Origin of the sequence: Aequorivita sediminis, from assembly GCF_032080575.2 — a bacterium.
GTDB classification, from domain to species: domain Bacteria; phylum Bacteroidota; class Bacteroidia; order Flavobacteriales; family Flavobacteriaceae; genus Aequorivita; species Aequorivita sediminis.
The window spans coordinates 39,323-65,662 of record NZ_JAVLSO020000007.1 but is presented as its reverse complement, the minus strand read 5'-3'; the positions used below and the strand labels follow the sequence as shown (position 1 = coordinate 65,662).

Sequence of the window (26,340 nt, the reverse complement as noted above, 5' to 3'; positions counted from 1 at the left end):
AGCCATTGAAAGCACTCGTACTTTCGAAATGCTTAGCCTCTAAACAAAAAGAAATCATCCTTTATGTTTTCAATTTTATCGTCTCTGTTAGTAAGGATATAATCTAGGGCTTTGCCTGTAAACTCCTTTCCTTTTTCAGTAAGCGAAACAATGTTGTTGTCAATAGTGATCATATTGTTTTTTAACGCTAGGTCCACCACAGATTTCGATCTAACTTTTTGCCAATTTATGTGCTCTTGCAAGTGATTTATATGACGTTCGCTCTTTTCTGTATGATTATTCAAATGCAGTAAAAAAGTAATTAACGAAACTTCTGTTCGTTGTTGTTTTTGTCTGTATAAAACTGAAATCAAACCTTTTTTAGGTGCGAATAAATAAACAAGTAGGAAAACAATTCCTAATACAGTTGTCATAGAACCCGATATAGAAGCATCCAATAAATGTGCCAACCAATATCCAGCTATTGCAGAAAACACTCCAAACACAACAGATAAAACCAACATTCTTTTTAAATCGTTGGTAAGTAAATAGGCAGTTGCTGCGGGTGCAATCATTAAGGCTACTACCAAAATAGCTCCTACTGCATCAAAGGCGCCAACTATGGTTACTGAAGAAACAGACATAAGTCCATAGTGCAATACAACCGGTGAAAACCCTAAGGCTGACGACAATCCTACGTCAAAAGTGCTCACTTTTAATTCTTTAAAAAACAGAATTAGAAGTGTTATAGAAACTAGTAAAACTCCGCCCATCACCCAAAGTGATTTTGGCCCCATATCCATTCCTGAAATCAACATTCTATCGAAAGGGGCAAAGGCAAGTTCTCCTAATAGAACAGCATCTACATCTAAGTGTATATCGTTGGCGTTTTTGGCAATTAAAATAACCCCAATACTAAACATAGTAGGAAAAACTAAACCTATGGCTGTATCTTCCTTCACTAAGCCCGTTTTTTGAATTACCTCAACAAGAATCACGGTTATGACTCCTGTAAGCGCAGCGAATAATATAAGTAAAGGCGAGTTTAAATCTTGAGTGATGAAAAATCCAATTACAATTCCAGGTAAAATTGAGTGACTAATAGCATCGCTTATTAATGCCATTTTCCTAAGAACTAGAAAAACTCCAGGTATAGCACATGCAACTGCGACAATAGCTGCGATTAGTTGTATTTCCAGCTGTGGATTACTCATCTTTTAATTGTTGGTTATACAAGTTTTTAGCTTCTTCAAATCCAATATTGGTCAAAGACCACTCTTGGCCTTTTAATGTTATCCATTCTTTTTCTTCCATTTTACGAAGGGAATTTTTAGAAAATCCTTGGAAATTATTCAAAATACGAATGGCGTGTGGGTGTGAAATATTTTGATGCGTTTTTGCAATATCGTACATAAACTGAAGTGTTTTCTTCAATTGTAAGTCATTTCTGTTTTGTCTAAATCGGATTTCTCTAAATAGAATTCCTCTACCTGGTGAGAAGATAAATGAAAACAATACGAATACTGCGGCTACTAATACAATTACTGGTCCTGTGGATAGGTTGTTTTGAGTTGCGCTAATTGCAGTTCCGAATATTCCTGCTAAAGCGCCAATTATAGCCGCTAAAATTACCATAGTGCCTAGACTATTTGTCCATTGTCTAGCAGCAGCAGCAGGCGCCAATAGCATTGCGCTCATCAATACCACTCCCACTGTTTGAAGTCCGAGAACAATAGCCAAAACAATGAAAAACGTAATAAGTGAATCGATAAATCGCACATTAAACCCTAGGGTTTTAGTGTAATCCATATCAAAAAGCATTATTTTAAATTCTTTCCAGAAAAGCAGAAGTATTATTAAACACACTCCTGTAACACCAATCATTATGAACACATCACTTTCAACTAGTGTAGCTGCTTGTCCAAATAAATATTTATCTAATCCTGCTTGATTGGCATTAGGTTGTTTTTGAATATAAGTAAGCAACAACATTCCAAAACCAAAAAACAACGACAACACCAATCCCAGTGCAGTATCACTCTTTAGGTGGGTTTTTGTTGTGATACCTCGTATCCAGAAAGTTCCTATCAACCCACAAATTAATGCTCCCAATAATAAAATGTAAGTGTCCTTTGAACCCGTAATTAAAAAAGCAATTGCGATTCCTGGTAAAGCTGCGTGCGAAATTGCATCTCCTAACAGACTTTGCTTTCGAAGCACTGCAAAACTCCCTAACATCCCGCAAATAGCCCCCAACACCGCAGTCCCCAACGTAATAGTTCGCAGGGTATAATCGGTCCAGAGTAGATTAAAATATTCACTTATTGACATTGGTCTTTGGTCTTTGGTCTTGTAATTTGAAAAATTAAAATTTACTTCAAATATTTTTGAAGATTTGTAGTCATTTTTGCTATTTGCGAAAGTGTTAATCGAGTCTCATTATTAGTTTCAGTAGTAATAAATTTTTGTCTGGTTGCAATTGTTGAACATACAACACATTCTTTAATGGAGCCTTGAGCGACATTTAAAAACCTATTAAACTGTGCATCTGTATCTCCTGCTCATTCTGCAATATTTAACGCAATAGACTGTGCTGCTCTTCGATATTGAGTTGTTAAACCAAAACGTTCGTCGTTAGGAAATTCCTTGGTAATTTTATAAACTTCATCAACAAAATCTAATGACTTTTGATAAACTCGCAATTCCTCAAAACTAAATTTTACTTCTTCCATAGTGAATTAATTAAAATTATCCTGATCACTAATATACATTCAACATTAAACTAACGACTAAAGACTAACGACTAAAGACCCTTATCCTCTATTTATTAACCGCCACCTTGTAATTAATCCCGTAGGTTTTTGTCAGGTTATCATCATTAAAAATATCTTTCACGGGGCCTGTTGCAATTTTCTTCACGTTTAAAAAAGTTACCCAATCAAAATATTCTGGAACGGTCTGTAGATCGTGATGAACTACAACGAGAGTTTTACCGGCTTTTCGTAATTCTTTTAAAATATTGATAATTGCAATTTCCGTTGTGGCATCCACACCTTGAAAAGGTTCGTCCATAAAGTATATAGAAGCGTTTTGAACTAAAGCTCGTGCCAAGAATATTCGCTGTTGCTGTCCTCCACTTAACTGACTAATTTGCCTACTTTTAAATGAAAGCATGCCCACCTTTTCCAAGGCTTCAAGAGCAGCTTTCTTTTCTTTTTGCCCAGGGCGTTTTATCCAACCTAAACTGCCATAGGTGCCCATCAACACAACATCTAAGGCTGTTGTAGGAAAATCCCAATCTACACTTCCTTTTTGAGGCACATAAGCTACAAGCTTACGTTGCTTATCGTAAGGTTTTCCGAAAATTGAAATACTCCCTGCAATGGGCTTTATTATCCCTAAAATAGATTTAATTAAAGTGGATTTTCCCGCACCATTAGGGCCAACTATAGCCATTAGCACACCTTCGGGTACCTCCAGATCTATATCCCATAGTACAGGTTTATAGTTGTAAGCAACCGTGAGGTCGTCAACACTTATCGCTAATTTTTCATTCATATTATTTAAATATTTAGGCCAATTCTTCAGCAAGATCAGAACATCGCAAGAAGGCCCGCGACGAAGTCTTGAACTACTTTTCTATACTTAAAGAATCCATTTTCATTGATTTCGTTTTCGTTTTCGATTTCGATTTCAAAACTATCGCAGCGCTTCCACTATTGTATTCACATTGTACTTAAACATTCCAATATATGTTCCTTCTTCGGTCCCTGGATTTCCAAGAGCATCACTATATAAAGACCCTCCAATAGTGACATCGTGATTTTTTGAAAGAACGGCTTCACGAAGGGCTTCAATAGTACGACGCGGAACAGAACTTTCTATGAAAATCGCTTGAACTTTATTGTTGATAATAAAATCTGATAGTCTTTGAACATCTTGCACTCCAGCTTCTGTAGCTGTAGAAAGTCCTTGAAGACCTACCACTTCAAAGCCGTATTTATTTCCGAAGTAATTAAAAGCGTCGTGAGCCGTCACTAATATTCTTTTCTCCTTCGGAAGGGTTTCAATCTTGTCTTTGACTTCAATTTCTAACGCATCGAGTTTTTCTTGATAAACCCGATTGTTTTCACTGAAATAATCTAATTTTTCTGGATGTGCTTCAGATAATACGTCAGTTACTTTATTCGCAAACTGCTTAAAAAACTGAATATTAAACCAAACGTGTGGATCGTAATTGGAAGCAAATAATTTGGAGGAAATCAATTCGTCTTTATTAATGAACTCCCCCAACCCGATAGTTTTTTTACCACTAGCTTCCATTCGCTCAAATACATCTACTAGTTTTCCTTCTAAATGCAAACCGCTGTAAAATATTATCTCGGCATTGTAGAGTTTTGAAACATCGCCTTCACTTGCTTTATATAAATGCGGATCTACTCCAGCGCCCATCAAACCCTCCACCTGAACGGCATCACCACCAATATTTTTCACTAAATCGGTAAGCATAGTTGTAGTAGTTACCACTTTAATTTTACCATTATCCTCCGCAGCATTTTTGCAGCCAAAGAGAAGTATAGCTAAACCGATTATTAAAATTTTCTTCATTATTTATAATATTTTTTGAGCTATTTTATATAGTAAACAAACTTTAACTTGTCTGTACGTACAGGTTATCGGCAATTGTTTTTGATATAAAGAAGTTTTCATTTTGAACTTCAATAACCATTGAGCCATCAAAAAATTCTTTACCCATTACCGTAATTCTTGTGCCTATACTGATATTTTTTTTATCTAAGTATTGCAAAAACTCCCCTGAGCTTTCTTTAACACCAACACAAATACCTATTTGATTTTTCTTTAATTCGGAAAGCAGCTTTTTCTCTGTTCGCTTCATTACTCCCTGCTCGTTTGGAATAGGATCCCCGTGAGGATCGAAGTCTGGGTTCCCCAAAAAATCGTCTAAACGATTAATTAATTCCTCACTTTTAATATGCTCTAATTGTTCAGCAATGTCGTGAACTTCATCCCAATGAAAATTGAGCTTTTCAACTAAAAAAACCTCCCAAAGTCGATGTTTTCTAATTACATCTGCAGCAATTTTTCTACCTTTTTCAGTTAGCTGAGCTCCTTTATATCGTTTGTAAACAAGCATTTTCTTTTCAGCCAGTTTTTGAACCATATCAGTCACCGACGAAGGTTTTGTTTCCATACTCTCTGCAATAGCATTAGTACTAACTTCTCCTTGGCTTTCTAGTTCTAAATGAAAAATCGCCTTTAAATAGTTTTCTTCCGCAAAAGTCATAACAAAATTAAGTTTATGCAAAGATATAATTTTTTTGGTTTAAAAAATATATTTAGATTAATCTAAAAGTTGTAGTCTAATGATGCTCATTTGCTTCTATTACACAGTAAATTCAAGTTAAAAACACTCACTGTATTCACTATCCAAAACATCAAAAATGTGTATATTGATTTTTTAATTTAAAAACTTGATCGACTTGAAAAACTCTTATTTAAACCTTGAATTAATCTCTTATAATTCAACTAATAATACCTCTAAAGACGCAGCAAAGGTTGTTTTCATTTCTGAAGAAAAACAATTGGAGAAGCACAATCTAAATTCTTCGTTATCGAAAAAGATTACTTCAATTTTCAAAAATGAAAAAGATGAAATTATTACCACATTTGAAGATTCACAAAGCTTTTGGGTGATTGCTACCACTGACGATGCTGAAAAAAATAGAAAACTCGGAATTTCTCTTTACAAAGCATTAGCAAAAGAAAATTCTGAAATTTCTATTCTGGAAGGCTTAAACAGTTTGACAGATAAGTCAAAAAACTCCTTTTTAGAAGGTCTACTTATGGGGAGTTATAAATTCAACCCTTACCTTAAAAAGAAAGAAAACAAAGAATTGAAAGTTTATGTTTCAAATGACGAATTTTCCGAAACCTCTCTCACTCAAGTAACTAATTTAATTAACGGGGTTGCATTAACTCGAACATTAGTAAATGAGCCGCCAAATAAATTGGATTCGGTTATGTTTTCTGAAAGAATAGCTGAAGCAGGAAAAAAGTACGGTTTTGACGTTGAAGTTCTTCAAAAGGATAAAATAGTGGAATTAGGTATGGGCGGACTTTTGGGTGTAAACCAAGGATCGGAAGTTCCTCCTACTTTTAACATTATGACCTATAAACCTAAGAATGCAAGTAATAAGCAACCGCTTGTTCTGGTAGGTAAAGGTGTGACTTTCGACACTGGAGGGTATTCCTTAAAAACGGGAGGTTCTATGTCTACCATGAAGGCAGATATGGGCGGCGCGGCAACTGTAGTGGGAATAATGGCTGCTATTTCAAAAAACGAGCTCCCTTATCACGTAATTGGACTTGTACCCGCAACCGACAATAAAATTGACGGAAAAGCGCTTTTGGTAGATGACGTTATAACTATGATGGACGGTACCACTGTGGAGATTCAAAACACAGATGCCGAAGGCCGACTTATCTTGGCCGATGCCCTAGCTTATGCTAAGAAGTTTAATCCTGAACTTGTAATAGATATGGCTACTTTAACAGGGGCCGCTGCCGCAATTACGGGGCCTTTTGGTATTGCGATGGCAGGAAACAAGCAGGATAAAATGGATGAATTAAAACAGAGTGGCGAAACTACTTATGAACGTCTTGTCCAACTGCCGTTTTGGAAGGAATTTGAAGAATTACTAAAAAGTGATGTAGCCGATTTAAAAAACATCGGGGGACCCATTGGCGGCGCAAGCACAGCCGGAAAATTCCTGGAGCATTTTACAGCTTACGACTGGATTCACTTAGATATCGCTGGCCCCGCATTTCTAGATAAAGAAACAGGTTCAAATCCTAAAGGTGGAACCGGTATTGGCGTGCGGCTTTTATATAATTTTATAAAGTTGCAAACTGGAAAAGCCAAGTAAACCATTGGCGATCTATTCTTTAGAGAGCATCAATAAATAGCACTTTTATACAATTTTGAAAAATGATGACGATAAAATAAAAGCTTTGCGATGGAGCTATGAAATAGTTGCCTCAGAGAAACTTGGTTCCATTAAAGATCGATCGTATGAAGAGCTAAAAGAAAAATTAGCTGGTTATTTGAACTCTTTAATGTTAAGCGATTATAATAAACTAATAGCTATTTTATATCGAATTGATATTTCACAAGAAAAAGCTGTGGCCGCACTTGCCGAAAATGCGGAAAAAGAATCTGCCGGAGAAACTTTGGCGCGTTTGATAATTGAAAGACAACTGGAAAAAGAAAAAACGAGGAGGAAATATAGAAGTTTTTAATTGTAGAGAATTAATTTCTATAAGCGAATGTTCGCTTTTAATAGAAGAAATCTCGGCAAAAGTTGATATTCGGATTTAAAAATTCCTGTATCGTCAATATTGATGTTTCTAAAAGTTTTGGTGTTCAACAGGTTTTTTCCAACCAATGATAAAGAAAGTCTGTTTTTTATGATTTGATACTTCCCTTCAAAGTCCATAAAGTAATAGGTATCATTATCTTTATCCAAATTTGAAAAATAATTCCTAGACGAATTCAAAGAGAGATTTAGCTTTTCCAATGGCTGGTACACTATATCCAAAAAGGTTCGGTTTGTAATATTTTTCTGTTTTATGGTGGTTTTGTATTCGCTATTAAACCATTCTGTTCCAATATGGAAATTGAGTGGCCCTATAAAAGCAGATCTTAATTCGCCGCCATAATTAAAGGTTGAAGAGCTTACCTTTCGCAAATTACCATTTACGCTATTCTGAAAATTCTGTTTGTTATATCCCAATTTCAGTTTTATGTTTGAAGCTAACCACTGGAGATAAATATTGGAATCTGTCTGGAAACTTATAAAATCCTTATCCTTTAAACGTATTAATTCATTTAAAGTGTAGTCTGGCGTAATCACCGATTTAGAACCGAGGTAATCATAATTTTTCACATAGATAAATGAAGTGTTCGCATAAAAAACACTTAATATAGTGCCTAAGGTATAATTTAAATAGAAGGTACTGGATCTTAAAGGTTCAATATTTTCCAAGCCCTTTGAAAATCGATTGTATTGGATAAGTACATATCCATTCTGAACACTTCTTAAGGAGGGGTTTTTGCTTTCATATTTAAAAAAGGAAAGAATGCGGTTGGTTTTGTTCAATTCCCAGTCTACAGTTATTTTTGGATTGATAAAGAATGGTGATGAATCAAGGTTTTGATCCTCAGCTTCTAGATGGTTAAAGTGCTTTGCGAAATGTACATTCCCCGTAAGCGCCACCGAACCCAATTTTAATCGATACGACGGTTCAAAAAAGATATTGAATTCTTTATATTTTGAATTATTCTGAAACTCTTCGGGTTTTTTATCAATACCGTCAAGCTTAAAAACAGAGTTATAGTCGTTATAAGTATAATCCAAGCCAACTTTTGCTTCCCACAAATCATTATTTGTTCTTCTAGTAAATAAACCGGCATCAAAACCGGCAGTATTTAAAGCCTGCCTACTTTCTTGGGAAACGCCGATAATTTGATTGTCATTCTGAAATAAATCCTCAAACAAAAATCGATTGTTCCCATAGTTTTGCGGATTATCCGAATGAACATAATATCCATTTATAAGCAGGGCTTCATTCGCTTTTAATTTGTTGATGTATTTAAATCTTTGATCTATTGTAAATGGATCTTCGTTTAAGTTTTCATTGGAAAGATCTGAGTTAAACTGGAGCGAAGTATTGGTTCGAGTACGATTGCCACTGTATTTTCCAGAATATTCTATTATTTCGGTTTTGGATTTGTCATAGGTTAATTGTGTGTTTGCAAATCCTGAGAATGTTTTTCCGTAAAGTCTATAATCTTCTGTGGTAGTAAAATCTCCTGTCGGTAAAAAATAGGTATCCGTAGATTTTCGGAAGAAATCGTTTTCGTCCCAATTTAAGAACCCGATGGTCTTTAATTTTAATTTTGGGCTTATGGTATAAATATCGCTTAGGGAGGCCATTTCGGCATTGTTGAAATTGGTACGCTCCTCGCCAACATCTGGTTTGTGATTTATCAAGTTAATAAATGATGCTGCTGTTTGAGCCTTCGCTTTACTGCCAAGTTCATTTGCTTCTCCAGATTCCATCATTTCTGCCAGTGCTGCAGTAGTTTCAACACCAATATTATTAAAATTGGTAAAACCGTAAAATTTATTTGTTTTTCTGAAAGAAATAATATTTGCACTGGCATCATATCTGTTTTCAAAACCTAGACCGTATCCAGGCTTAAGAGAACCGAATAATTTGTTTTTCACATCATTTTTTAAAGTAAGGTTTAATGCTACCCGGTCGCTATCTTCAATCCCTTTTAATAAACGATTGTTTGAGTATTTTTCATAAACCTCAACTTTATTAATTACTGAAGCGTCTAGGTTTTTTGTAAGTGTTTTATATCCTTTTTCAAAAAGATCATCGCCTTCTATCATTACTTTTTCAATCTCTTTGCCACCTACTTTTATTTTTCCATCACTTTCCACTGTTATGCCTGGAATATTTTTTAAGAGGTCTTCTACAGATTCTTCATTTCCTTTTTTAAAAGCGTCTGCCTTAAAAATAATAGTGTCTTTTTTTAGGGTTATCGCTTTATCGGTGTTTAAAATTACTTCGTCCAACATAAATGTTTCTTCTTTTAAAACCACGTTAAAATCATAGTTTTTTCCTTTTTCCAAAATAAAAGCTTGTGTCTTTTTTTTGAATGAAATAGAGCTAAAAGTGAGTTCAAAATTACCTTCCTCTTTTGTAAGTATTTTATAGCTTCCGTTCTCTTGAGTAGTTGTAAATGCAACTATACCCTCTTGATTCTGCGATTTTAAAAAAACGTTTACGAAAGGAATAGGATTTTGAATTGAGTCTGTTACCGTTCCCGAGATAATACTTTGGGAATAAGCAAAATTGCCCGATAACATTAGTATCAGGCAATTTATAATAAATATGAAATATTTCTTTATTCTTTGTCCCACTCGTATTCTAATTCAATACCATTTCTTTTGATTTCAGATGAAACAAGTTTTGCACCTTTAGGTAAGCGTGCACGCATCGCCTGTATAACAGTAGATGATGCCTTGTTAGATTTTTCAATAAACTCTCGATGTTCAAGAATAGTATCAACAGAAGGTTTTTGAACTTTACTCTCTGCATTTTTAAATGGTATTTGTATATGTTCTGAGCTAAAATATACTTCGCCTGTTAAATCATAAACTTCCAGAATCAAGCCTGGTAACCCACTAAATTTCCACGGACCGAAAGAGAGCGGTATTTCACTTGTAAACCAAGCTTCATAATTTCTGCCTCTGAAAGTTGTAGTAGCTTTTTGACAATTATAGCCAGATATACCTTTAAATTCATCGAGCAATACCCACTTTATAGAAGCGTTGTCATCATAAAGATAGTACTTTAGAACACTGTTATTATATATTGGTTCTCTACATGTTATTGTACGACTATGTAAATTATTATAATATAAATTTCCAATTTCATCCGTCCCTACTTTAATGTTTATTTCAACATTTCTATTATTTCCTGCATCTTCTTTTGTATTTTGATCTTTCTCGGTTTTATTATTACGTTTTAGCTGAGGTTGATAAATAGAAGCATCTTTAGTAAAAAAAAGATTATTCTTAGTTTTGTTAACTTGACCTCCACCAAAATTCAATACCGATGAATAGACAATTTTTCCTGTTTGTGCATAAGAAACCGAAACGATTAAAAAAAATAATAAAAAATATTTCATACTAGATATTTAGCATGGAAGTGTAAAAGTTTCTACAATCACTCCAAGTACCGTGATTAATTGTCGTAATAACGGTTACTAAAATTTCACAATTATCGGAAATTAAATTTTCTGTTTCTGTAATTAATTCAATCCGATCAGTTTTTTCATTGTTTTCTATTATAGTACTATTTGCTGCAAATGCTCCCAATGAAAACAAACAAATTGCTAATGTAAAAAATAATTTTTTCATAATGTTTAAAACTAAAGATTTATATTCAGTTATGTTGCAACTGTGTAAACATATCCTTTTTTTTTTTACAAAAACAAAAATATTTAACCTTTATTTGTGTGTTTTTCCCAAATAATGAGCGGTTTAACCTTTTTTAAAGTCCTTTTATCGATATAGATTCAATGATAGATACATGATTTTAACTTAAAACGATAGATCTGATTGGCACAGAATTATCAATTTGAAGAAGGTTTAAAACCCGAAGTCATTACTATTTGGATGAATTTTTGCAGTTTATTTGAAGTTACAATCCGCGCTCCTTCTGGATCTGCTCGTAAGCTTCTTGTACTTTTTTGAATTTTTCCTCGCCACCTTTTCGGTGGGCTTCATCCAAATGTGTAAGTTTATCGGGATGATATTTTTTCACCATGGTGCGGTAGGCCGTTTTAATTTCGGCAGCGGTTGCATTTCGGTCTATTTCTAGAATTTTATAGGCGCTGTCCGGATTTTTAAAGAACATCGCTTTTATACTTTCAAAATCACGTGCATGGACTCCTAAAAAACCAGCAATCCTATTTATTTCATTTACTTCGGCCGTTGAAACAGTGCCGTCTGCATTGGCAATACTGAACAAAAAATGAAGAATCTGCAATCTACTTTCATAACGCGTCCGTTGGCGTAGAAGCGTGCCGATAGTTTGGGCAGAAATCTCTCTGTTTTTAATTACTTCGTTAAAAACTCTAAAAGTGGCATTTGCCCGATCTTTCCCGTAAGCTTGAACAAAATACTGCCTTACAAAGTCTAACTCTGTCTGACTCACTTTCCCGTCGGCCTTAATCACTAATGAAGCTAAGGAAAGTAAGTTTAACTCAAAATCGGCTGGCGTAACTTGTTGGCGTGTAGATCCAAAAGAAGTTTGAAAAGTTTTACCTCTTACGCTTATGTTATCCAAGAGACTTCCAATAAAAAATCCTGCAATTGCACCTGGAAAACGGTATAAAAAATAACCTAAAATGGCTAATAACCAACGAAGCATAAACGTGAAATTTGTTTTTTTGAAGCGACAAAAGTACTGAATTAAAAAAACAAAACTCAAATTTCAAATAAAGGAAAACCACCAAACTTCAAAACCCAAAATCTAAATAAGTATAAGATTCTAAAAATATCACTATTTAAGATTTTCTAAACCTTTAAAGTTTCGAGCTTACAATTTGGGATTTTTTGGGATTTGGATTTTGTTATTTGGAACTTTTCTAGATAAGAATTAGTATCTTTGCATCAAAATTTTAATACACTTTAAATACAAATAATATGTACCCAGCAGAACTAGTAAAACCAATGCGTGAGGACCTAACTAAAGTAGGTTTTTCCGAATTATATACAGCAAACGACGTTGAAGAAGCACTAAAAAAAGAAGGAACTACTTTAGTAGTTGTTAACTCTGTTTGCGGATGTGCAGCTGCTAACGCTCGTCCAGGTGCTGCTATGTCTCTTCAAAACGATAAAAAACCAGATAACCTAGTAACTGTATTTGCAGGAGTTGACCGTGAAGCTGTAGATGCTGCAAGAGCACAAATGGTTCCTTTCCCTCCTAGCTCACCATCTATGGCATTATTTAAAAATGGTGAATTAGTACATATGTTAGAACGTCATCACATTGAAGGGAGACCAGCTGATATGATTGCTGAAAACCTTAAAAATGCATATAACGAATATTGCTAAACAGAAATACATCCGGTGATTAAGCTGAACAAACCCTTAACCATAGTTATAGGCATTTTAGCTTTGGGAGCAATAGCTTACAACTTGTATGAAAACCCTAGTGTTTCGTATTTATTAGGGAAGGAAGTAAATAACTGGCTTTATAGAGGCTTTTGGCTACTAATTATTATCGTTAGCGTTTATAATTATATTTATATAGACCAAAACACATTAAAGAACAAGTCGAAGTCCAAAAAATAAAGTTTTTCAAAAAGGAGAACTGAAAATAAGCGAATACAAAAACCGTCTTAATTAAGGCGGTTTTCTTACTTTTGACAACCAATGAAAACACTTTTAAAAATTATTAGTTATCCTTTTACAGTATTGTTTTACCTGCTTTTCGGTATTACAATATTGATTTTTCACCCTATTCAATGGGTTGCTTTTAATTGGTTTGGATACTCAGCACATAAAAAAACTGTCGATATTTTTAACTGGACAATCCTGCGTTGTCTGCACGCTGTTGGAACTAGATTTCACGTTGAGATAAGTGATAATATTCCTATTAACGTACCTATTATAATTGTTTCCAATCATCAAAGTATGTGGGATATTTCGCCGATAAGTTGGTACTTGCGAAGGTATCACCCTAAGTTTATTTCAAAAATAGAATTGGGTAAAGGAATCCCTTCTATTTCCTACAATTTGCGTCATGGGGGCTCGATTTTAATTGACAGAAAAAATCCGAGACAAGCTATTGTTGAAATGGTTAAGTTTTCAAAATATCTTCAACAGCACAATCGAAGTGGAGTTATATTTCCTGAAGGAACACGAAGTAAAACCGGAGTTCCAAAGCCATTTAGAAGAACTGGATTGCAAACCCTTTTCAAAAAAATCCCTGAAGGATATGTAGTTCCCGTTACTATCAATAATTCTTGGAAATTACAGCGCAACGGGATGTTCCCAATTCAAATGGGGGTTTGTTTAGAGCTAATTGCCCACCCAGCATTAAAAATTTCGGATTATGAAGTTGAGGCCCTAATCGACCAGGTGGAAGAGACTGTGGTGTCAAAGATTCATAAATAAAAGCTAGTGTTTTTTGAAAAGAAGCTAGACTCGCTCTGCCGCTAGAGCCTAGAAATTAAACTTAGAAACACTTAAATTATCGTATTTAAATGATGAATACGAAGAAAGCCTACAATCTCCTTCCCAAGATTGCTACCTATTGTTTACACTTTGATTAATTCTTAAAATAATGACTTCAACATCCATTTTCGACGACGCTTCAGTAGAAGAAATAATCCGCAATACAATTGCATTTGTTAAGGATGAATTGAAAGATGCAGAAGGCGGACACGATTGGTTTCATATTGAAAGGGTTTACAAAAATTCAATACATATTTCCGAAGGCGAAAAAGTTGATAAAATTGTAGTTGCCTTAGGAGCTTTGCTTCACGATATAGCCGACTCAAAATTTCACAATGGAGATGATACTGTTGGGCCAAAAAAAGCGAGAGAGTTTTTAAAAACCCAAAACGTTGGCGAAGAAATCATCGAGCACGTGGTGAAAATCATAGAAAATGTTTCATTTAGTGGAGGTAATAAAACTCAGAAATTCACTTCCCTAGAACTCGAAGTTGTACAAGATGCAGATAGATTAGACGCCCTAGGAGCAATTGGAATCGCTCGTACTTTTAATTACGGAGGTTTCAAAAATAGAAAACTCTACGACCCCGAAATAACACCAAAATTAAATATGTCTCCTTCGGAATACAAAGCCTCTAACGCTCCTACTATTAACCATTTCTATGAAAAACTTTTGCTTCTAAAAGATAGAATGAACACCGAAACCGGACGTAAAATTGCGATAGAAAGACACGTGTTTATGGAAACATTTCTGGCACAATTCTACGCAGAATGGAATGGTAAAAAATAAAACTATGTGTCCTCTGTGTCTCTGCGGTGAAATAATTACCGCAAAGGCGTGAATAACGCAAAGAAATGAAAAAACCTATCAAACTTGACGTCCAATAGGTTTTATAATTTCAGGATTTTTTTTAGTCTTAAGTCCTACGTCTTATAGCGCAGCGGTCTTAAGTCTACTTCAAGTGCTGAGCAAAAAAGCCCATCATCGCCTTATAAAAATCCAAGCGGTTCTCTTCTTTAGCAAAACCATGTCCCTCATCGTATTTTACCATATAAGGCACTTCCACACCTTTACTGCGTAAACTCTCAACAATTTGGTCGGCTTCATCGATGTTTACTCTTGGGTCGTTAGCTCCTTGGACAACGAAAAGTGGTTTCGTAATTTTATCTACGTGCAAAGCTGGAGAGATTTCATCCATAATAGCTTTTTCTTCTGGGATTTCTGGGTTGTACCAGATTTTGTATAACAACTCGCGATATTTTTCCCAGTATGGAGGGATAGTGCCCATAAAAGTATGAAGGTTACTAACTCCAACATAGTCAACTCCACAAGCATATTTCTCTGGAGTTTTTGTCATTCCTCTTAATACTGCATACCCACCGTGACTTCCGCCGTAAATTGCAACGCGATCTTTATCTACCCAGCCTTGAGCAATTGCGTAATCTACACCGTCTTCTACATCGTCCATTGCCTTACGTCCTATCTGACCAAAACCAGCTTTTAGGAATTCTTTTCCATATCCACCCGAAACTCTAAAATTAACGTGTAATGTGGCATAACCCCTGCTTGCAAATAATTGTGCTTCTGGATTAAAGCCCCAGTAATCTCTAATACCTTGTGGTCCGCCGTGAGGATTTACTATTAATGGCAATTTTTGACCTTTTTTATAATCTGCAGGTAGAGTGATGTAGCCATACAAGGTAAGTCCATCGCGACTTTGAAATTTAATTGGCTTCATAGTAGCCATATCTTCAGCTTTAAGATGTGGTAAAAGCTTGTATAATAGTGTCACTGTATCCTTTTCAACATCATAAATATAGTACTCCCCTACAATTTTATCACTTGTTACAGCAATCATATACTGAGATTCATCATCTGTTTTTCCTATGGTGAAAAATTGCTTTTCTCCAAATTCCTTTTTTAAACGAGCATATATCTTTTTATAGGTTTCGCTCACTGGTTTAACAACTGTTTTCTCCCCCGTGTAGCTGAAGTAATCTATTTCATAGTTTCTCTTTCTTGAAAGTGAAACACCCGAAACGTCAAATGTATCGTTACTGAAAAGTGTTTTAAGCTTCTTATTTGTTTTTAAGTCGTAAAGTTGGATTTCAATTTTATCGCCATCTAGGTTTGAAATTACATATGCGTCATTAGGATTTTCGGTAGCTGGGTTAAATGAGATAATTCCAAATGTATCTCCAAACTCTGTAAGCTTTACACGTTTAAATTCTCCGTCAATTTTATAAAGTAATTCCATATTTATACCATCTACAATTCTATTAATGGCACGTAAGTTTCCTTTTCTATCAAAATCGTAAGAGCTCACCGGAGGATCACCGGCTTTTACGGTGTAAAGCTTTGTAATTTCACCTGTATTAATATTAAGACGGTAAGGCTCCTCTTGCTGTGGATTGTCCTTGTTCATTTGAACAATTACGTGATCTTCATCTTCTTTTAAAGATTCTATGATGTTTACTTTAACTCCTTCAAATGGTGTTAGCTCACTTTTATTCGCCCCAGTTACATCCACACCATACACGTGGTGGTTTTCATCTCCACCCTTATCCTGCATGTATAGAATTCTGTTATTATTTGCCCAGAAATAACCGCGAATTACATCTTCATCTTGCTTTATAAGCAACGTTTCTTTTTGGGTAGCGGTTTCTTTTAAATACAAATCTCGTTCTCCTGATTCTCTTCGCTTTAAGTAGCTAATAAACTTGCCGTCTGGTGAAAGCTGAAAAGAATAAGCTTCAGGAGTTTTAAAATAATCTTCAACAGAATATTTAAAATTTCCTTTAGACTTTGCCGCTAGTTTCGCCAATTCCTCATCGGTTGACGGAAGCGCTGTATTTCCTGGTTTTGTTTTTACTGTTTTCTTCAAGGTTAATGGATATTTTTGTCCCATTTGTTCAAAAGTTCCTTCAATAGTTTCTCCAGAAACTACACCAGTATAGGTCAGACCCATTTTGGCGGAAGTAATGGTTACATTTTCATTTTGCAAAACTACAGAATCAAGTTCTATTCCGCTTGCTCCCTGCATAGGAACATCTAAGGTTGCGCTATATCCATCATCATTTGGAGAAATGTTGAAAATAAGCTCCATCTGCATTCCCTGAACTTCAAGAGTTCCGCTGTATGCTCCGTCTAATTTTTGCGCATTTACAGTTCCTACTAAAAATAGCATTGTAAGTGCGATTGAAAACTTCAATATTGTTGTCATAAGTGTTTGGTTTAAAATATTAGTTTGATTGAAAGGTAAATAATTACGCCTAGTATGACGCCAATTGCAAATTTTATAAGTTGAATTCGTCTTGTGGTCTTATTCTTCATCATAATTTATTTTTAGTGTTATAGTCGCCTTGCCAATGCTTCACAATCGAAATTGACCTACCATTGGTTTTAATTATTACTTGTGATGAGATTTCAGTTTTAGGATTTTGTGATTTCATATTACAAAGTTTTAGTTGTTAATTTCTAAAACAAAGCTGCAACACAAAACACTATAATAAAAGAGAAGCATCCCGAGATTTAGGAAAATAGGGATGCACTTAAAACGTGGGAGACACTTAAAATACTAGCGCCACGGTTTATTTCTGTTATTCTGAAGAGATAGGAATACCCCAACCCTATATTTATAAATTTCGGGTTGAAACGGAGCCTTTAGACGATATTCTTGATTTCTTTAATGTAAAAAGAAGGGTTTAATCCTGTATCTTTTTTGAAGTATTTAGTAAACGAATCTGCCGATTTATAACCTACTTCTTCAGCGATAGATTGAATAGAATACGACCTGAAAATCACATCGTTTTTAAGACGAAGTATAGCGTAATTGATGCGAAGATCATTGATATATGTATTGAAGTTTTTACCGTAATGCGAATTTATAACCTTAGAAAGATAAGAAGTATTTGTGCCTATTTTCTTGGCAATATTATAGGAGCTACATTCTTGCTTTAAGAAATATTCCTGCTTTTCAAGTTTTTTAAGACCATCTAAAATTTGTTGCTTAATGTCTTCGGGTACATCATTACTGTTTTTTTCTTCTAAATCCTCATCCTTCGTATCTATAATTTCATCTGATTGCTTGGCAGCTTCAATTTTGGCCAGTAATTGCTCGAATTTAAACTCATTTGCCTTTTTGTTTTTATAAAAGCGAAGTAAAACAAAGAGTAGAATTAGGATTACAACCGATGCGCTTAACATTAAATAATTAAGATAGGCTTGATTTTTTTCCTTTTCGGTCTTCAGCAAGTTGACCTCATTTAAAAAAGCTTCCCTTTCATTCTCTAAAAGTGATTTTTTGGCACTGTCCTTCAGTTCAGTCTGTTTTTCTTTTGAAGTAAGGTATTTTTCAAAATAGAAACTCGCTCTTTCAAAATTTCCTGTTTGTTTATAGGCTACCGCAAGTTTCTCATAATAATCTTTCATAAAGCCTTCTTCAACAGAAGTAACATTGTAATCGTCCAAACCCTTCTGTAAAATTTCGCTAGCCAAGCGATAATTACCTTCTGCCAATTCAATTTTACCTATTTGGTAAGCGTAGTTTATTTTTATAAGATCGTATTCTTTTGGGCAAACATCAAAATATTTGTGATAGAATTTTTTAGCCTCTTTAAAACGTTTTTCTGTATAAGCAATCTCAGCTTCTGCAGCATACGAAAAAGCCATATAGCATGTATCTAAATCCTTTTCAGAAAATTGTTTTATTTTAATGACATATGATTTTGCCGAATCTACTTTTTCCAGCTCGAGGTAAGAATTTGATAAGTAAAAACTTATCATGGCTATTTTGGAATTTATAGATCTTTGTGTGAAAGTTGAATCTACCGTTTTATTTTCAAAGAAATCAAGCGATTTTTTACGAATATTTATTGCCTTTCTAGTATCGCCACTAACATCAAGAACGGAAGCAATTTTATTATAAGCTATCTGTTTGTAAGAATCACTGTTGTACGTTTCAGCCAACTGAAGAAGCTCTTCATAATACTCCAATTGTGTTGAGACATCACTAACTACCAATTGCAAATCCGACAAATATGCAAGAGACTCCATTTCTTGTTCACGCAAGTTATGTTTTTGGGCAAAATGCATATTTTTTTCAGACTGTTCGCTAGACTCTTTAAACATCCTATTATGGTAATAGGAAACGGCAATAGCGTTTAGACCAACCCATTCATTTATTAAGTCATTCTCACGTTGACTTTTTAAAATATAAGCATTTGCAGCAGTGATGGTTTTATCTAGGTCGGTATATGAATATTTCTGTATTGTATCGTTAATACTATTGAAAGATAGATGTGAAAATTCACCTTCCGATTGAGAAAGTGAAGTTGATATTGAAAGTACTATTAAAATAGCAGAACAGAAAAATTTCATTTTTGCTGAAAGTAAGGCGTAAATATACTAAAGCAAACAGAAAATTTTTATAATATTGGTACAGATTACACAGCTTAAAAATTAGTTATTAAACTTTTATTTGTTAGAAATGAGATTAAAACAGCTTTAACTGTGGATTTTTAAGTTCTAGAAAGTGAGATGTATCTAACTTCTTTTTCGATTTACCTTTTAGATATCGATTTTTAGCTATTGCCATAGTGTTTTTAACTTGTTCGCTAATAGTTCCTTCTCCTTTAATACGTCTTCCCCAATTACTGTCGTTTAGACTTCCTCCGTGACATTCAGCAATTTGATTCAAAATGCGTTCTGCTTTATCGGGGATAGTTTTATAAGCCCAGTCTTTAAAAATTTCAGCAATTTGTCCGTTCAATCTTACAATAGTATAATTTACATCAACCGCTCCAAGTTCTGCTACTTTCTTAACTAGTGGTAGAATTTCATGACTGTTTAGTGAAGGGATTATTGGCGCCATCATTACTCTTACTGGAATGCCATTTTCCGATAAAACTTCAACTGCTTTTAAACGTTGTTTGATACTGGCCGTACGAGGTTCCAATAATCTTCTAGTGTCTTCGGAAAGCGAGGTAATAGAAATATTAACTTGAATTATATTCAGTTTTGCCATTTCCTTCAGTATGTCTAAATCACGAAGAATCAATGAATTTTTAGTGATAATTCCTGTAGGATGTTTCCATTTTAGCATCACTTCCAAACACTTTCTTGTTATTTCAAGCTTCCGTTCTAGTGGCTGATAACAATCTGTATTGCCGGAGAAAACAATGGTATCTCCTTCCCAATTCTTCGAAGTAACTTTTTCTTCTAGCAATTGCGGGGCATTTTTTTTAAATAAAATTTTTCGCTCGAAATCCAATCCGGCACCATACCCCCAATATTCGTGACTGTTACGAGCGTAGCAATACACACAACCGTGCTCGCAGCCTTGATATGGATTTGCCGAATATCCCATCCCCACATCTGGACTATTTACCTTGTTAACAAAACTATTTGGGAATACTTCAATATAGTTCGTCTTATTACCATCGGCTTGCTCTCCTTCTACCTCACAGAAATTTAAATACTCATCCAAAATTTCATGCTTATTTTCAAAAAATCTGTTTTGAATATTTTTCTGAGCTCCACGACCATTTAAAGTTTTTTTAGACATACTGAAGTTGAATTCTTAATTTCAAAGTTAAATACTATATTGGAATTTATCCGTTTTATCTTGGATTATTTCCATAAAATTTATATTCAAATCCTACTAACTAGCAGGTTATCCATCAATATTCAAACTAAAAAAACAGATTTGAATTGATACATAATGCTTTACTAGCAAAAATAACAATTCGGGTGAGGTCAATTATGACAAGGGTTTCGTTCAATTTTTAATTTTATAAAATCCACTTGTGTTTTATTAAAATCGATGTAAGTTTGATAGCAAAACCCTAATTCTCTAATTAAATAAACATCTTTTATGAAAAAAATTTTACTCCTTTTCTTTTGCTTTTACTACAATAGGTTTTGCTCAGAATATCGAAAAAGAGTTCCTTCTTTCTGAGTATCGTTCTTCGGATTGATTTGAGTATGAAAAATACACTTATAACTCCGATATGTTATTGAGTTCTATGGATGCACTTCTTATAGATGATAACGTTAGAGTTTAAGACACTTTAACTTACGACGCCGCAAAAAATGTTGTTAAACTAGATGGATACCAACAAATAAACGGCAATTGGACCCACGTTTATTATTTGGACTACGAATACGACCAAGATGGAAATCTTACAACCCGCAAAAATTACAATAGTTTCGGAGGCTCTACTTTTGAGCTAGGGGAAATTTATAAATATTTTTATAACAGTAAAAACCAACTTGAGTCTTGGGAGCTATACTTTAATGAAACAGATTTAATTGAAGTTGGCACCGTTACCTATAACGCCGAGGATAAAAAATTAGAAGAATTTGTAAAAGACACTTGGCAAACGGGAACTTTGAGCGACTCTTGGAAAATTGAATACACATACAACCCTGATGGTACGTTATTAAGCTCAAAACCATCAATTTGGGATGGAACAGTTTGGTATATACCTGGAGTAGAATGGTTTTCCTACGACGACAATAAAAACTGTATCAAGTGGGAACACAAAACTCCAAGTGGAAGTAGAGTTACAAATAAACATTTATACGAATACGACACCGATTACATAGTTGAACAACTAGTGTTACCTGTAAATCCAGAAGACAATGCAAAAACCAAAAGTTTAGTTGAAATGGTTAATAAACCTGTTCTTGAACATTGGTACACCGAGAATGATTTAGGTGAGTTAATTTACGTTTGTGATTATATCTATGATTATGAAGAACTTGGAACAATGGGCGTTTAAAATCAGGACTTATTTGCAATTGACTTGCGTTTATTCCCTAATCCTGCTACAGACCAATTTACTATTTTTAGAGATAAAAATATAATTACCGCTGTTGATATTGTAGACACAACTGGAAAAGTGGTTTTAAAAGAAACTAATCTGTCTGTGAAGGAAGCAACGTTAAATACTTCAACCCTTTAATCTGGTGTTTATTATATTAGAGTTATCTCCTCAAAAGGCATTGTTACTAATAAATTGGTGGTGCAATAATTAAATAAATTACAGGTATATATACTAAAAGAAGTTTAAGATCAAAAACACATTGTAAAGGTCGGGAGGTGTATTTCAACGCTTCCCGACTTTTCTTATTTAGAGAAATCTTAAAGATACTATAAAGTAATAGTTTTCAACTATATTTTAATTTATTTTTAAAACAAAAATTGCCGATGTATTACAGGAAAAAGCACGGAAGGGGGTTTACATATAAAGATGAGAACGGTAAAACCGTCAAGGATAAAGACCTAAGAAACTGGATAAAATCGTTAGTAATTCCACCTGCTTGGACAGATGTTGAAATTAGTGAAGACAAGGACGCCGACCTGTTAGTTACCGGCAGAGACGACAAAGAACGCAAACAGTACATATATCATCCAAATTATAGAGAGCGGCAAACTGCCGAAAAATTTGATCGCATCGTAGATTTTGCAGATCGATTGGAACATATGCGTCGCGTTACAGGTCAACATCTCCGTAAACAAAAGTTAAATCGTGAGAAGGTATTAGCTACAATGTTAAGATTATTAGAATCGGCATTTTTTAGACCAGGTAGCGAGACTTATGCCAAAGAAAATAAAACTTATGGCTTAACCACTTTAAGAAGTAAGCACTTGACCATTGAAGGCGATGAAATAATTTTTCATTACAACGGAAAATCAAATCAAGAACAGGAAAAACATATAGTGGATGGAAAGCTAGCCAAAATCGTCCAACAAATTGATGATATGCCAGGATATGAAATTTTCAAATATCTCGATGAAAATGACTCTATCGTTGATGTTAAAAGCGATGATCTGAATGCCTACATTCACGAAGTAATGGGCGAAAAATTTTCAGCAAAGGATTTTAGAACTTGGGCAGGCACCATGATTGCTGCAATTGCATTAGATGAACTTGGAGTTGTGGATAAAAAAGACCAGAAACAACTCGACAAAAATATTAAAGAAGCTGTGAATCGAGTTTCCGAGAGATTAGGCAACACCCCTTCGGTTGCAAGAAGTTCGTATATAGATCCACGTGTAATTGATAATTATACTCAAGGTAAAACGCTACAATATTTTGAAAAAGAAATAAACAAACTTCTTAAAAAAGCAGAAAACCTATCGAAAGAAGAAGTAGGGGTATTGTGTATGTTACGGAACCGTTTAAAAAACTAGTAAAATGCATTAAACCTTGAATAAAATAAAAACATATTTTTAATAAATCTGGTATCTTAACTTTCGCTTTGTTAATAATATTACTACTCTAGTGTTTTAAACGCACTAACCTCCACTTGTCTCCTTGTTTTTCGTAATTGTTAATAAACATTTGACAACAAATTGACCTTTCGATAAAATCACATTCATTTAATTTTCATCTTTATACTTTGAATACTATTTATAATTTTTAGTACGCATTCTTATGGAAATTACCCACGTTATTAAGAGAGATTTTACCACCAAACTCTTTCATTTACAAAAGATTACAGATGCAATTTTAAAAGCAATGTCCGCTGCAAATCACGGTGGACCTGAGGATGCAAAGCGCATATCTGAGATGGTTTATGAAGCTTTGCTAGAAAGAAAAAGCATGGATGGGAAATATATCCCAACGGTAGAAGAAGTTCAAGATTTTGTGGAAACGAAATTGATGGAAAGTGGATTTTTCGATGTAGCAAAAGGGTATATCCTGTACAGGAATCAACAAACCCAAAAACGAAAGCTAAACATATTCGAAAAGCGAGTAAATTTAAAGCCATACGAATATCCAGCGCTTTATGAATATGTTCCAGCTATTCGTCATTCATATTGGATTCACACCGAATTCAACTTTACTAGCGACATCCAAGATTTTAAAACTCGTCTTACCGACGTAGAACGCAACGCTATTAAAAATACAATGCTGGCTATTTCTCAAATTGAAGTAGCTGTGAAAAATTTCTGGGGCGATCTTTATCATAGAATGCCAAAACCAGAAATCGGGTCGGTAGGATCAACCTTCGCAGAAAGTGAAGTTAGACACCACGATGCATACTCACACCTTCTTGAAATATTAGGCTTAAATGAGGAATTTAAAAACCTAAAGAAGAAGCCAGTAATTATGATGCGTGTTCACTATTTAGAAACCGCACTTAAAAACGCAAAAAGTGAAGATAATAAAGACTATGCCGAATCTGTTTTACTTTTCTCACTCTTTATCGAGCACGTTTCATTGTTTTCACAGTTCTTAATAATCATGGCCTTTAACAAGCATAAAAACATGTTGAAAGGAATTTCAAACGTGGTTGAGGCTACTTCAAAAGAAGAGCAAATTCACGGCGACTTTGGAATTGATTTAATAAAAATCATTAAAGAAGAAAACCCAGATTGGTTTGACGAAGGCTATCACAATATGATTCAAGAAATGTGTAGAGAAGCTTTTATCGCCGAGAGCAGAATAATTGATTGGATTTTTGAAGATGGCGAACTAGACTTCTTGCCAAAAAATGTTGTAAACGAGTTTATCAAAAACCGTTTCAACAAGTCGCTTGAAAGCATCGGAATTGAAAAAATATTTGACATAGACGAAAGTTTATTAGCAGAAACCGAATGGTTTGACGATGAAATTATCGGTACCAAGCACGGAGATTTCTTCGTAAAACGCTCAATAAACTACAGCAAAAGAACCCAAAGTATAACCAGTGATGACCTTTTTTAAATGAACGAACTACACACCAACCTCGACACACAGACTACAACGTCAAATTCAGAAACTGACCACTTAGTAAACGCTAGAAAAGAAGCACTACACAATACAAGTGAAGAAAAACAAGGCTTTGAATGGCTTACAGAACACAGTCGTAACTTTTTAGCTTCTGGTTACCTTACACCAGGGGTAACTCCAGAAGAACGCATTAGAGAAATTGCAGATAGAGCGGAACAAATTTTAGAAATACCAGGTTATGCTGATAAATTTTATCACTATATGTCTGAAGGGTTTTTCTCTTTAGCATCACCTGTTTGGTCTAACTTTGGAAAAGAACGAGGACTTCCTATCAGCTGTTTTGGATCGCACGTTAGCGACGATATGGGGAATATACTTTACACCCAATCGGAAGTTGGTATGATGTCTAAACTTGGAGGAGGAACATCAGGGTACTTTGGAAAAATTCGTCATCGTGGAGCTGAAGTAAAAAATAATGGCCAAGCGTCAGGAGCTGTTCACATTATGCAACTTTTTGAATCTATGGTTGATGTTGTAAGCCAAGGTTCGGTAAGGAGAGGACGATTTTCACCATACCTACCAGTTGAGCATCCAGACATTATGGAGTTCTTAGAAATTGGTACGGAAGGGAACCCTATACAAGAATTAACACACGGGGTTACTGTAACCAACCAATGGATGCAGGAAATGATTGATGGAGACGAAGCTAAGCGTACTATTTGGGCAAAGGTATTGCAAAGAAGAGGTGAAATGGGCTATCCTTACATCTTCTTTAAAGACAACGCTAACAATTCGGCTGCAGATGTCTATAAAGATAAAAACCTGCCTATTTACGCAAGTAATTTGTGTACTGAAATAATGCTGCCATCTAACGATAATTGGTCGTTTGTATGTGTACTATCTTCAGTAAACTTATTACACTACGACGAATGGAAAGATACCGATGCCGTTGAAACTATGGTATATTTCTTAGATGCTGTAATTACCGAATTCATTGAAAAACTAGAAGTTTACCGTGACTCTGATAGTCGCGAAGACAAACAAACCTTCCTGTTTATGGAGCGCGCGTATAATTTCGCTAAGGACAACCGCTCTTTAGGCCTTGGAGTTTTAGGATGGCACTCGTTATTACAATCTAAAATGCTTCCGTTAAATAGCCAAGAAGCTTATAACTTAAACAGTGAGATATTTAGAGTTATTAAAGAGAAGTCGTACAAAGCTTCGGAAGAATTAGCTGAAAAATTTGGGGAACCAGAAGTACTCAAAGGTTACGGAAGACGTAATGCTACTTTAAATGCTATTGCACCAACAACTTCCTCCGCCTTTATTTTAGGACAAGTGTCACAAGGTATCGAACCTATCTGGTCTAATATTTATGTAAAAGATATCGCCAAGATAAAAACTACAATTAAAAATCCATTCTTAGAGAAATTACTTGAAGAGAAAGGTATGAATACTCTTGAAGTTTGGAGGAATATTCGCGATTACGACGGTTCTGTACAGCACTTAGACTTTCTAACCGATGAAGAAAAAGATGTGTTTAAAACTTATTCTGAAATCGATCAAATGGATTTAATTTATCAAGCTGCTAACCGTCAAAACCACATTGACCAAGGTCAGTCTTTAAACATTATTATCCATCCAGAAATGCCAGTTAAGGAGATTAATAAAATTCACGTAACTGCTTGGAAACTTGGTTTGAAATCACTGTACTACCAACACAGTATGAATGCTGCACAAAAGTTTGCTCAGAAAAAAGATTGCGCAAGTTGTGAAGCGTAAACTTCTTGAT

The 26,340-nt window shown here is 34.7% G+C and carries 23 protein-coding genes and 1 pseudogene; 11 read left to right on the top strand and 13 right to left on the bottom strand.

Going from position 1 to position 26,340, the window contains the following annotated elements:
* Positions 1-32: 32 nt before the first annotated feature.
* The 6 genes and pseudogenes from RT250_RS11140 to RT250_RS11115 form a co-directional block, all read right to left on the bottom strand.
* Positions 33-1,193, bottom strand: coding sequence for a metal ABC transporter permease (locus tag RT250_RS11140; protein WP_313114802.1), 1,161 nt, complete (start codon positions 1,191-1,193; stop codon positions 33-35).
* A complete protein-coding gene (locus tag RT250_RS11135) occupies positions 1,186-2,310 on the bottom strand; it encodes a metal ABC transporter permease (RefSeq protein WP_237606842.1) in 1,125 nt (374 codons plus the stop codon). Before RT250_RS11135 ends, RT250_RS11140 begins: the two co-directional genes overlap by 8 nt.
* A gap of 41 nt (positions 2,311-2,351) precedes the next feature.
* Positions 2,352-2,711 (bottom strand): annotated as a pseudogene (locus RT250_RS11130) (four helix bundle protein).
* An 88-nt stretch (positions 2,712-2,799) separates the two neighbouring features.
* Entirely contained in the window at positions 2,800-3,537 is a 738-nt protein-coding gene (locus RT250_RS11125; protein ID WP_139854376.1) for a metal ABC transporter ATP-binding protein, read from the bottom strand.
* A 141-nt stretch (positions 3,538-3,678) separates the two neighbouring features.
* Positions 3,679-4,587 (bottom strand): metal ABC transporter solute-binding protein, Zn/Mn family, encoded by a 909-nt coding sequence (locus tag RT250_RS11120; protein WP_237606841.1) that lies wholly within the window; start codon positions 4,585-4,587, stop codon positions 3,679-3,681.
* A gap of 43 nt (positions 4,588-4,630) precedes the next feature.
* On the bottom strand, positions 4,631-5,284 hold the full coding sequence (locus RT250_RS11115) for a metal-dependent transcriptional regulator (RefSeq protein ID WP_139854442.1): 654 nt from the start codon (positions 5,282-5,284) through the stop codon (positions 4,631-4,633).
* A gap of 196 nt (positions 5,285-5,480) precedes the next feature.
* Here RT250_RS11115 and RT250_RS11110 point away from each other — a divergent pair, with 196 nt between their 5' ends.
* Both RT250_RS11110 and RT250_RS11105 read left to right on the top strand, forming a co-directional pair.
* Positions 5,481-6,926: a leucyl aminopeptidase family protein gene (locus tag RT250_RS11110; RefSeq protein WP_271392310.1), complete on the top strand. Its 1,446-nt coding sequence runs from the start codon at positions 5,481-5,483 to the stop codon at positions 6,924-6,926.
* Positions 6,927-6,981: 55 nt separating this feature from the next.
* Positions 6,982-7,299, top strand: coding sequence for a hypothetical protein (locus tag RT250_RS11105; protein ID WP_271392309.1), 318 nt, complete (start codon positions 6,982-6,984; stop codon positions 7,297-7,299).
* Between the two features lie 17 nt (positions 7,300-7,316).
* Here the strand turns inward: RT250_RS11105 and RT250_RS11100 are convergent, their stop codons facing one another.
* From RT250_RS11100 to RT250_RS11085, 4 genes are all read right to left on the bottom strand, one after another.
* The gene (locus RT250_RS11100; protein WP_271392308.1) at positions 7,317-9,941 is read right to left on the bottom strand and encodes a carboxypeptidase-like regulatory domain-containing protein; all 2,625 of its coding nucleotides are present in this window, start codon (positions 9,939-9,941) and stop codon (positions 7,317-7,319) included.
* A 38-nt stretch (positions 9,942-9,979) separates the two neighbouring features.
* Positions 9,980-10,765 (bottom strand): GLPGLI family protein, encoded by a 786-nt coding sequence (locus tag RT250_RS11095; protein ID WP_271423642.1) that lies wholly within the window; start codon positions 10,763-10,765, stop codon positions 9,980-9,982.
* A 1-nt stretch (position 10,766) separates the two neighbouring features.
* Positions 10,767-10,997, bottom strand: coding sequence for a hypothetical protein (locus RT250_RS11090; RefSeq protein WP_271392306.1), 231 nt, complete (start codon positions 10,995-10,997; stop codon positions 10,767-10,769).
* A 283-nt stretch (positions 10,998-11,280) separates the two neighbouring features.
* Positions 11,281-12,012 (bottom strand): TerB family tellurite resistance protein, encoded by a 732-nt coding sequence (locus RT250_RS11085; protein WP_271392305.1) that lies wholly within the window; start codon positions 12,010-12,012, stop codon positions 11,281-11,283.
* Between the two features lie 275 nt (positions 12,013-12,287).
* Between RT250_RS11085 and RT250_RS11080 the strand changes: the two genes are divergently transcribed.
* From RT250_RS11080 to RT250_RS11065, 4 genes are all read left to right on the top strand, one after another.
* Positions 12,288-12,698 (top strand): BrxA/BrxB family bacilliredoxin, encoded by a 411-nt coding sequence (locus RT250_RS11080; protein ID WP_139854360.1) that lies wholly within the window; start codon positions 12,288-12,290, stop codon positions 12,696-12,698.
* 15 nt (positions 12,699-12,713) lie between these two features.
* The gene (locus tag RT250_RS11075; RefSeq protein ID WP_313114795.1) at positions 12,714-12,938 is read left to right on the top strand and encodes a hypothetical protein; all 225 of its coding nucleotides are present in this window, start codon (positions 12,714-12,716) and stop codon (positions 12,936-12,938) included.
* Positions 12,939-13,019: 81 nt separating this feature from the next.
* On the top strand, positions 13,020-13,763 hold the full coding sequence (locus tag RT250_RS11070; protein ID WP_313114794.1) for a lysophospholipid acyltransferase family protein: 744 nt from the start codon (positions 13,020-13,022) through the stop codon (positions 13,761-13,763).
* A gap of 169 nt (positions 13,764-13,932) precedes the next feature.
* Positions 13,933-14,613, top strand: coding sequence for an HD domain-containing protein (locus RT250_RS11065; protein ID WP_139854356.1), 681 nt, complete (start codon positions 13,933-13,935; stop codon positions 14,611-14,613).
* Positions 14,614-14,776: 163 nt separating this feature from the next.
* Here RT250_RS11065 and RT250_RS11060 read toward each other — a convergent pair whose 3' ends face one another.
* From RT250_RS11060 to RT250_RS11050, 3 genes are all read right to left on the bottom strand, one after another.
* The gene (locus RT250_RS11060; protein WP_313114793.1) at positions 14,777-17,047 is read right to left on the bottom strand and encodes a S9 family peptidase; all 2,271 of its coding nucleotides are present in this window, start codon (positions 17,045-17,047) and stop codon (positions 14,777-14,779) included.
* A gap of 440 nt (positions 17,048-17,487) precedes the next feature.
* Positions 17,488-19,203 carry a helix-turn-helix domain-containing protein gene (locus RT250_RS11055; protein WP_313114792.1) on the bottom strand — a complete coding sequence of 572 codons (1,716 nt, stop codon included), beginning with the start codon at positions 19,201-19,203 and terminating at the stop codon, positions 17,488-17,490.
* Between the two features lie 115 nt (positions 19,204-19,318).
* Positions 19,319-20,389: a PA0069 family radical SAM protein gene (locus RT250_RS11050; protein ID WP_313114790.1), complete on the bottom strand. Its 1,071-nt coding sequence runs from the start codon at positions 20,387-20,389 to the stop codon at positions 19,319-19,321.
* 586 nt (positions 20,390-20,975) lie between these two features.
* On the opposite strand from RT250_RS11050, the gene RT250_RS11045 reads away from it, so the two are divergent.
* From RT250_RS11045 to RT250_RS11025, 5 genes are all read left to right on the top strand, one after another.
* Positions 20,976-21,608 (top strand): hypothetical protein, encoded by a 633-nt coding sequence (locus tag RT250_RS11045; RefSeq protein WP_313114789.1) that lies wholly within the window; start codon positions 20,976-20,978, stop codon positions 21,606-21,608.
* Between the two features lie 24 nt (positions 21,609-21,632).
* Entirely contained in the window at positions 21,633-21,791 is a 159-nt protein-coding gene (locus RT250_RS11040) for a T9SS type A sorting domain-containing protein (protein WP_313114788.1), read from the top strand.
* Between the two features lie 245 nt (positions 21,792-22,036).
* Positions 22,037-23,023: a DNA topoisomerase IB gene (locus RT250_RS11035; RefSeq protein ID WP_313114787.1), complete on the top strand. Its 987-nt coding sequence runs from the start codon at positions 22,037-22,039 to the stop codon at positions 23,021-23,023.
* Positions 23,024-23,267: 244 nt separating this feature from the next.
* Positions 23,268-24,542, top strand: a complete 1,275-nt coding sequence (locus RT250_RS11030; protein ID WP_313114786.1) for a ribonucleotide-diphosphate reductase subunit beta — start codon at positions 23,268-23,270, stop codon at positions 24,540-24,542.
* Positions 24,543-26,330, top strand: a complete 1,788-nt coding sequence (locus RT250_RS11025) for a ribonucleoside-diphosphate reductase subunit alpha (RefSeq protein ID WP_313114785.1) — start codon at positions 24,543-24,545, stop codon at positions 26,328-26,330. It begins immediately after the preceding gene.
* Positions 26,331-26,340: the final 10 nt, after the last annotated feature.

What these genes read in the sequence shown, in the direction of transcription:
- RT250_RS11135 (WP_237606842.1), bottom strand. Translation starts at nt 2,310, where the DNA reads ATGTCAATAAGTGAATATTTTAATCTACTCTGGACCGATTATACCCTG.
- RT250_RS11090 (WP_271392306.1), bottom strand. Translation starts at nt 10,997, where the DNA reads ATGAAAAAATTATTTTTTACATTAGCAATTTGTTTGTTTTCATTGGGA.
- RT250_RS11140 (WP_313114802.1), bottom strand. Translation starts at nt 1,193, where the DNA reads ATGAGTAATCCACAGCTGGAAATACAACTAATCGCAGCTATTGTCGCA.
- RT250_RS11060 (WP_313114793.1), bottom strand. Translation starts at nt 17,047, where the DNA reads ATGACAACAATATTGAAGTTTTCAATCGCACTTACAATGCTATTTTTA.
- RT250_RS11085 (WP_271392305.1), bottom strand. Translation starts at nt 12,012, where the DNA reads ATGCTTCGTTGGTTATTAGCCATTTTAGGTTATTTTTTATACCGTTTT.
- RT250_RS11115 (WP_139854442.1), bottom strand. Translation starts at nt 5,284, where the DNA reads ATGACTTTTGCGGAAGAAAACTATTTAAAGGCGATTTTTCATTTAGAA.
- RT250_RS11120 (WP_237606841.1), bottom strand. Translation starts at nt 4,587, where the DNA reads ATGAAGAAAATTTTAATAATCGGTTTAGCTATACTTCTCTTTGGCTGC.
- RT250_RS11025 (WP_313114785.1), top strand. Translation starts at nt 24,543, where the DNA reads ATGAACGAACTACACACCAACCTCGACACACAGACTACAACGTCAAAT.
- RT250_RS11055 (WP_313114792.1), bottom strand. Translation starts at nt 19,203, where the DNA reads ATGAAATTTTTCTGTTCTGCTATTTTAATAGTACTTTCAATATCAACT.
- RT250_RS11035 (WP_313114787.1), top strand. Translation starts at nt 22,037, where the DNA reads ATGTATTACAGGAAAAAGCACGGAAGGGGGTTTACATATAAAGATGAG.
- RT250_RS11070 (WP_313114794.1), top strand. Translation starts at nt 13,020, where the DNA reads ATGAAAACACTTTTAAAAATTATTAGTTATCCTTTTACAGTATTGTTT.
- RT250_RS11125 (WP_139854376.1), bottom strand. Translation starts at nt 3,537, where the DNA reads ATGAATGAAAAATTAGCGATAAGTGTTGACGACCTCACGGTTGCTTAC.
- RT250_RS11080 (WP_139854360.1), top strand. Translation starts at nt 12,288, where the DNA reads ATGTACCCAGCAGAACTAGTAAAACCAATGCGTGAGGACCTAACTAAA.
- RT250_RS11050 (WP_313114790.1), bottom strand. Translation starts at nt 20,389, where the DNA reads ATGTCTAAAAAAACTTTAAATGGTCGTGGAGCTCAGAAAAATATTCAA.
- RT250_RS11095 (WP_271423642.1), bottom strand. Translation starts at nt 10,765, where the DNA reads ATGAAATATTTTTTATTATTTTTTTTAATCGTTTCGGTTTCTTATGCA.
- RT250_RS11065 (WP_139854356.1), top strand. Translation starts at nt 13,933, where the DNA reads ATGACTTCAACATCCATTTTCGACGACGCTTCAGTAGAAGAAATAATC.
- RT250_RS11030 (WP_313114786.1), top strand. Translation starts at nt 23,268, where the DNA reads ATGGAAATTACCCACGTTATTAAGAGAGATTTTACCACCAAACTCTTT.
- RT250_RS11100 (WP_271392308.1), bottom strand. Translation starts at nt 9,941, where the DNA reads ATGTTATCGGGCAATTTTGCTTATTCCCAAAGTATTATCTCGGGAACG.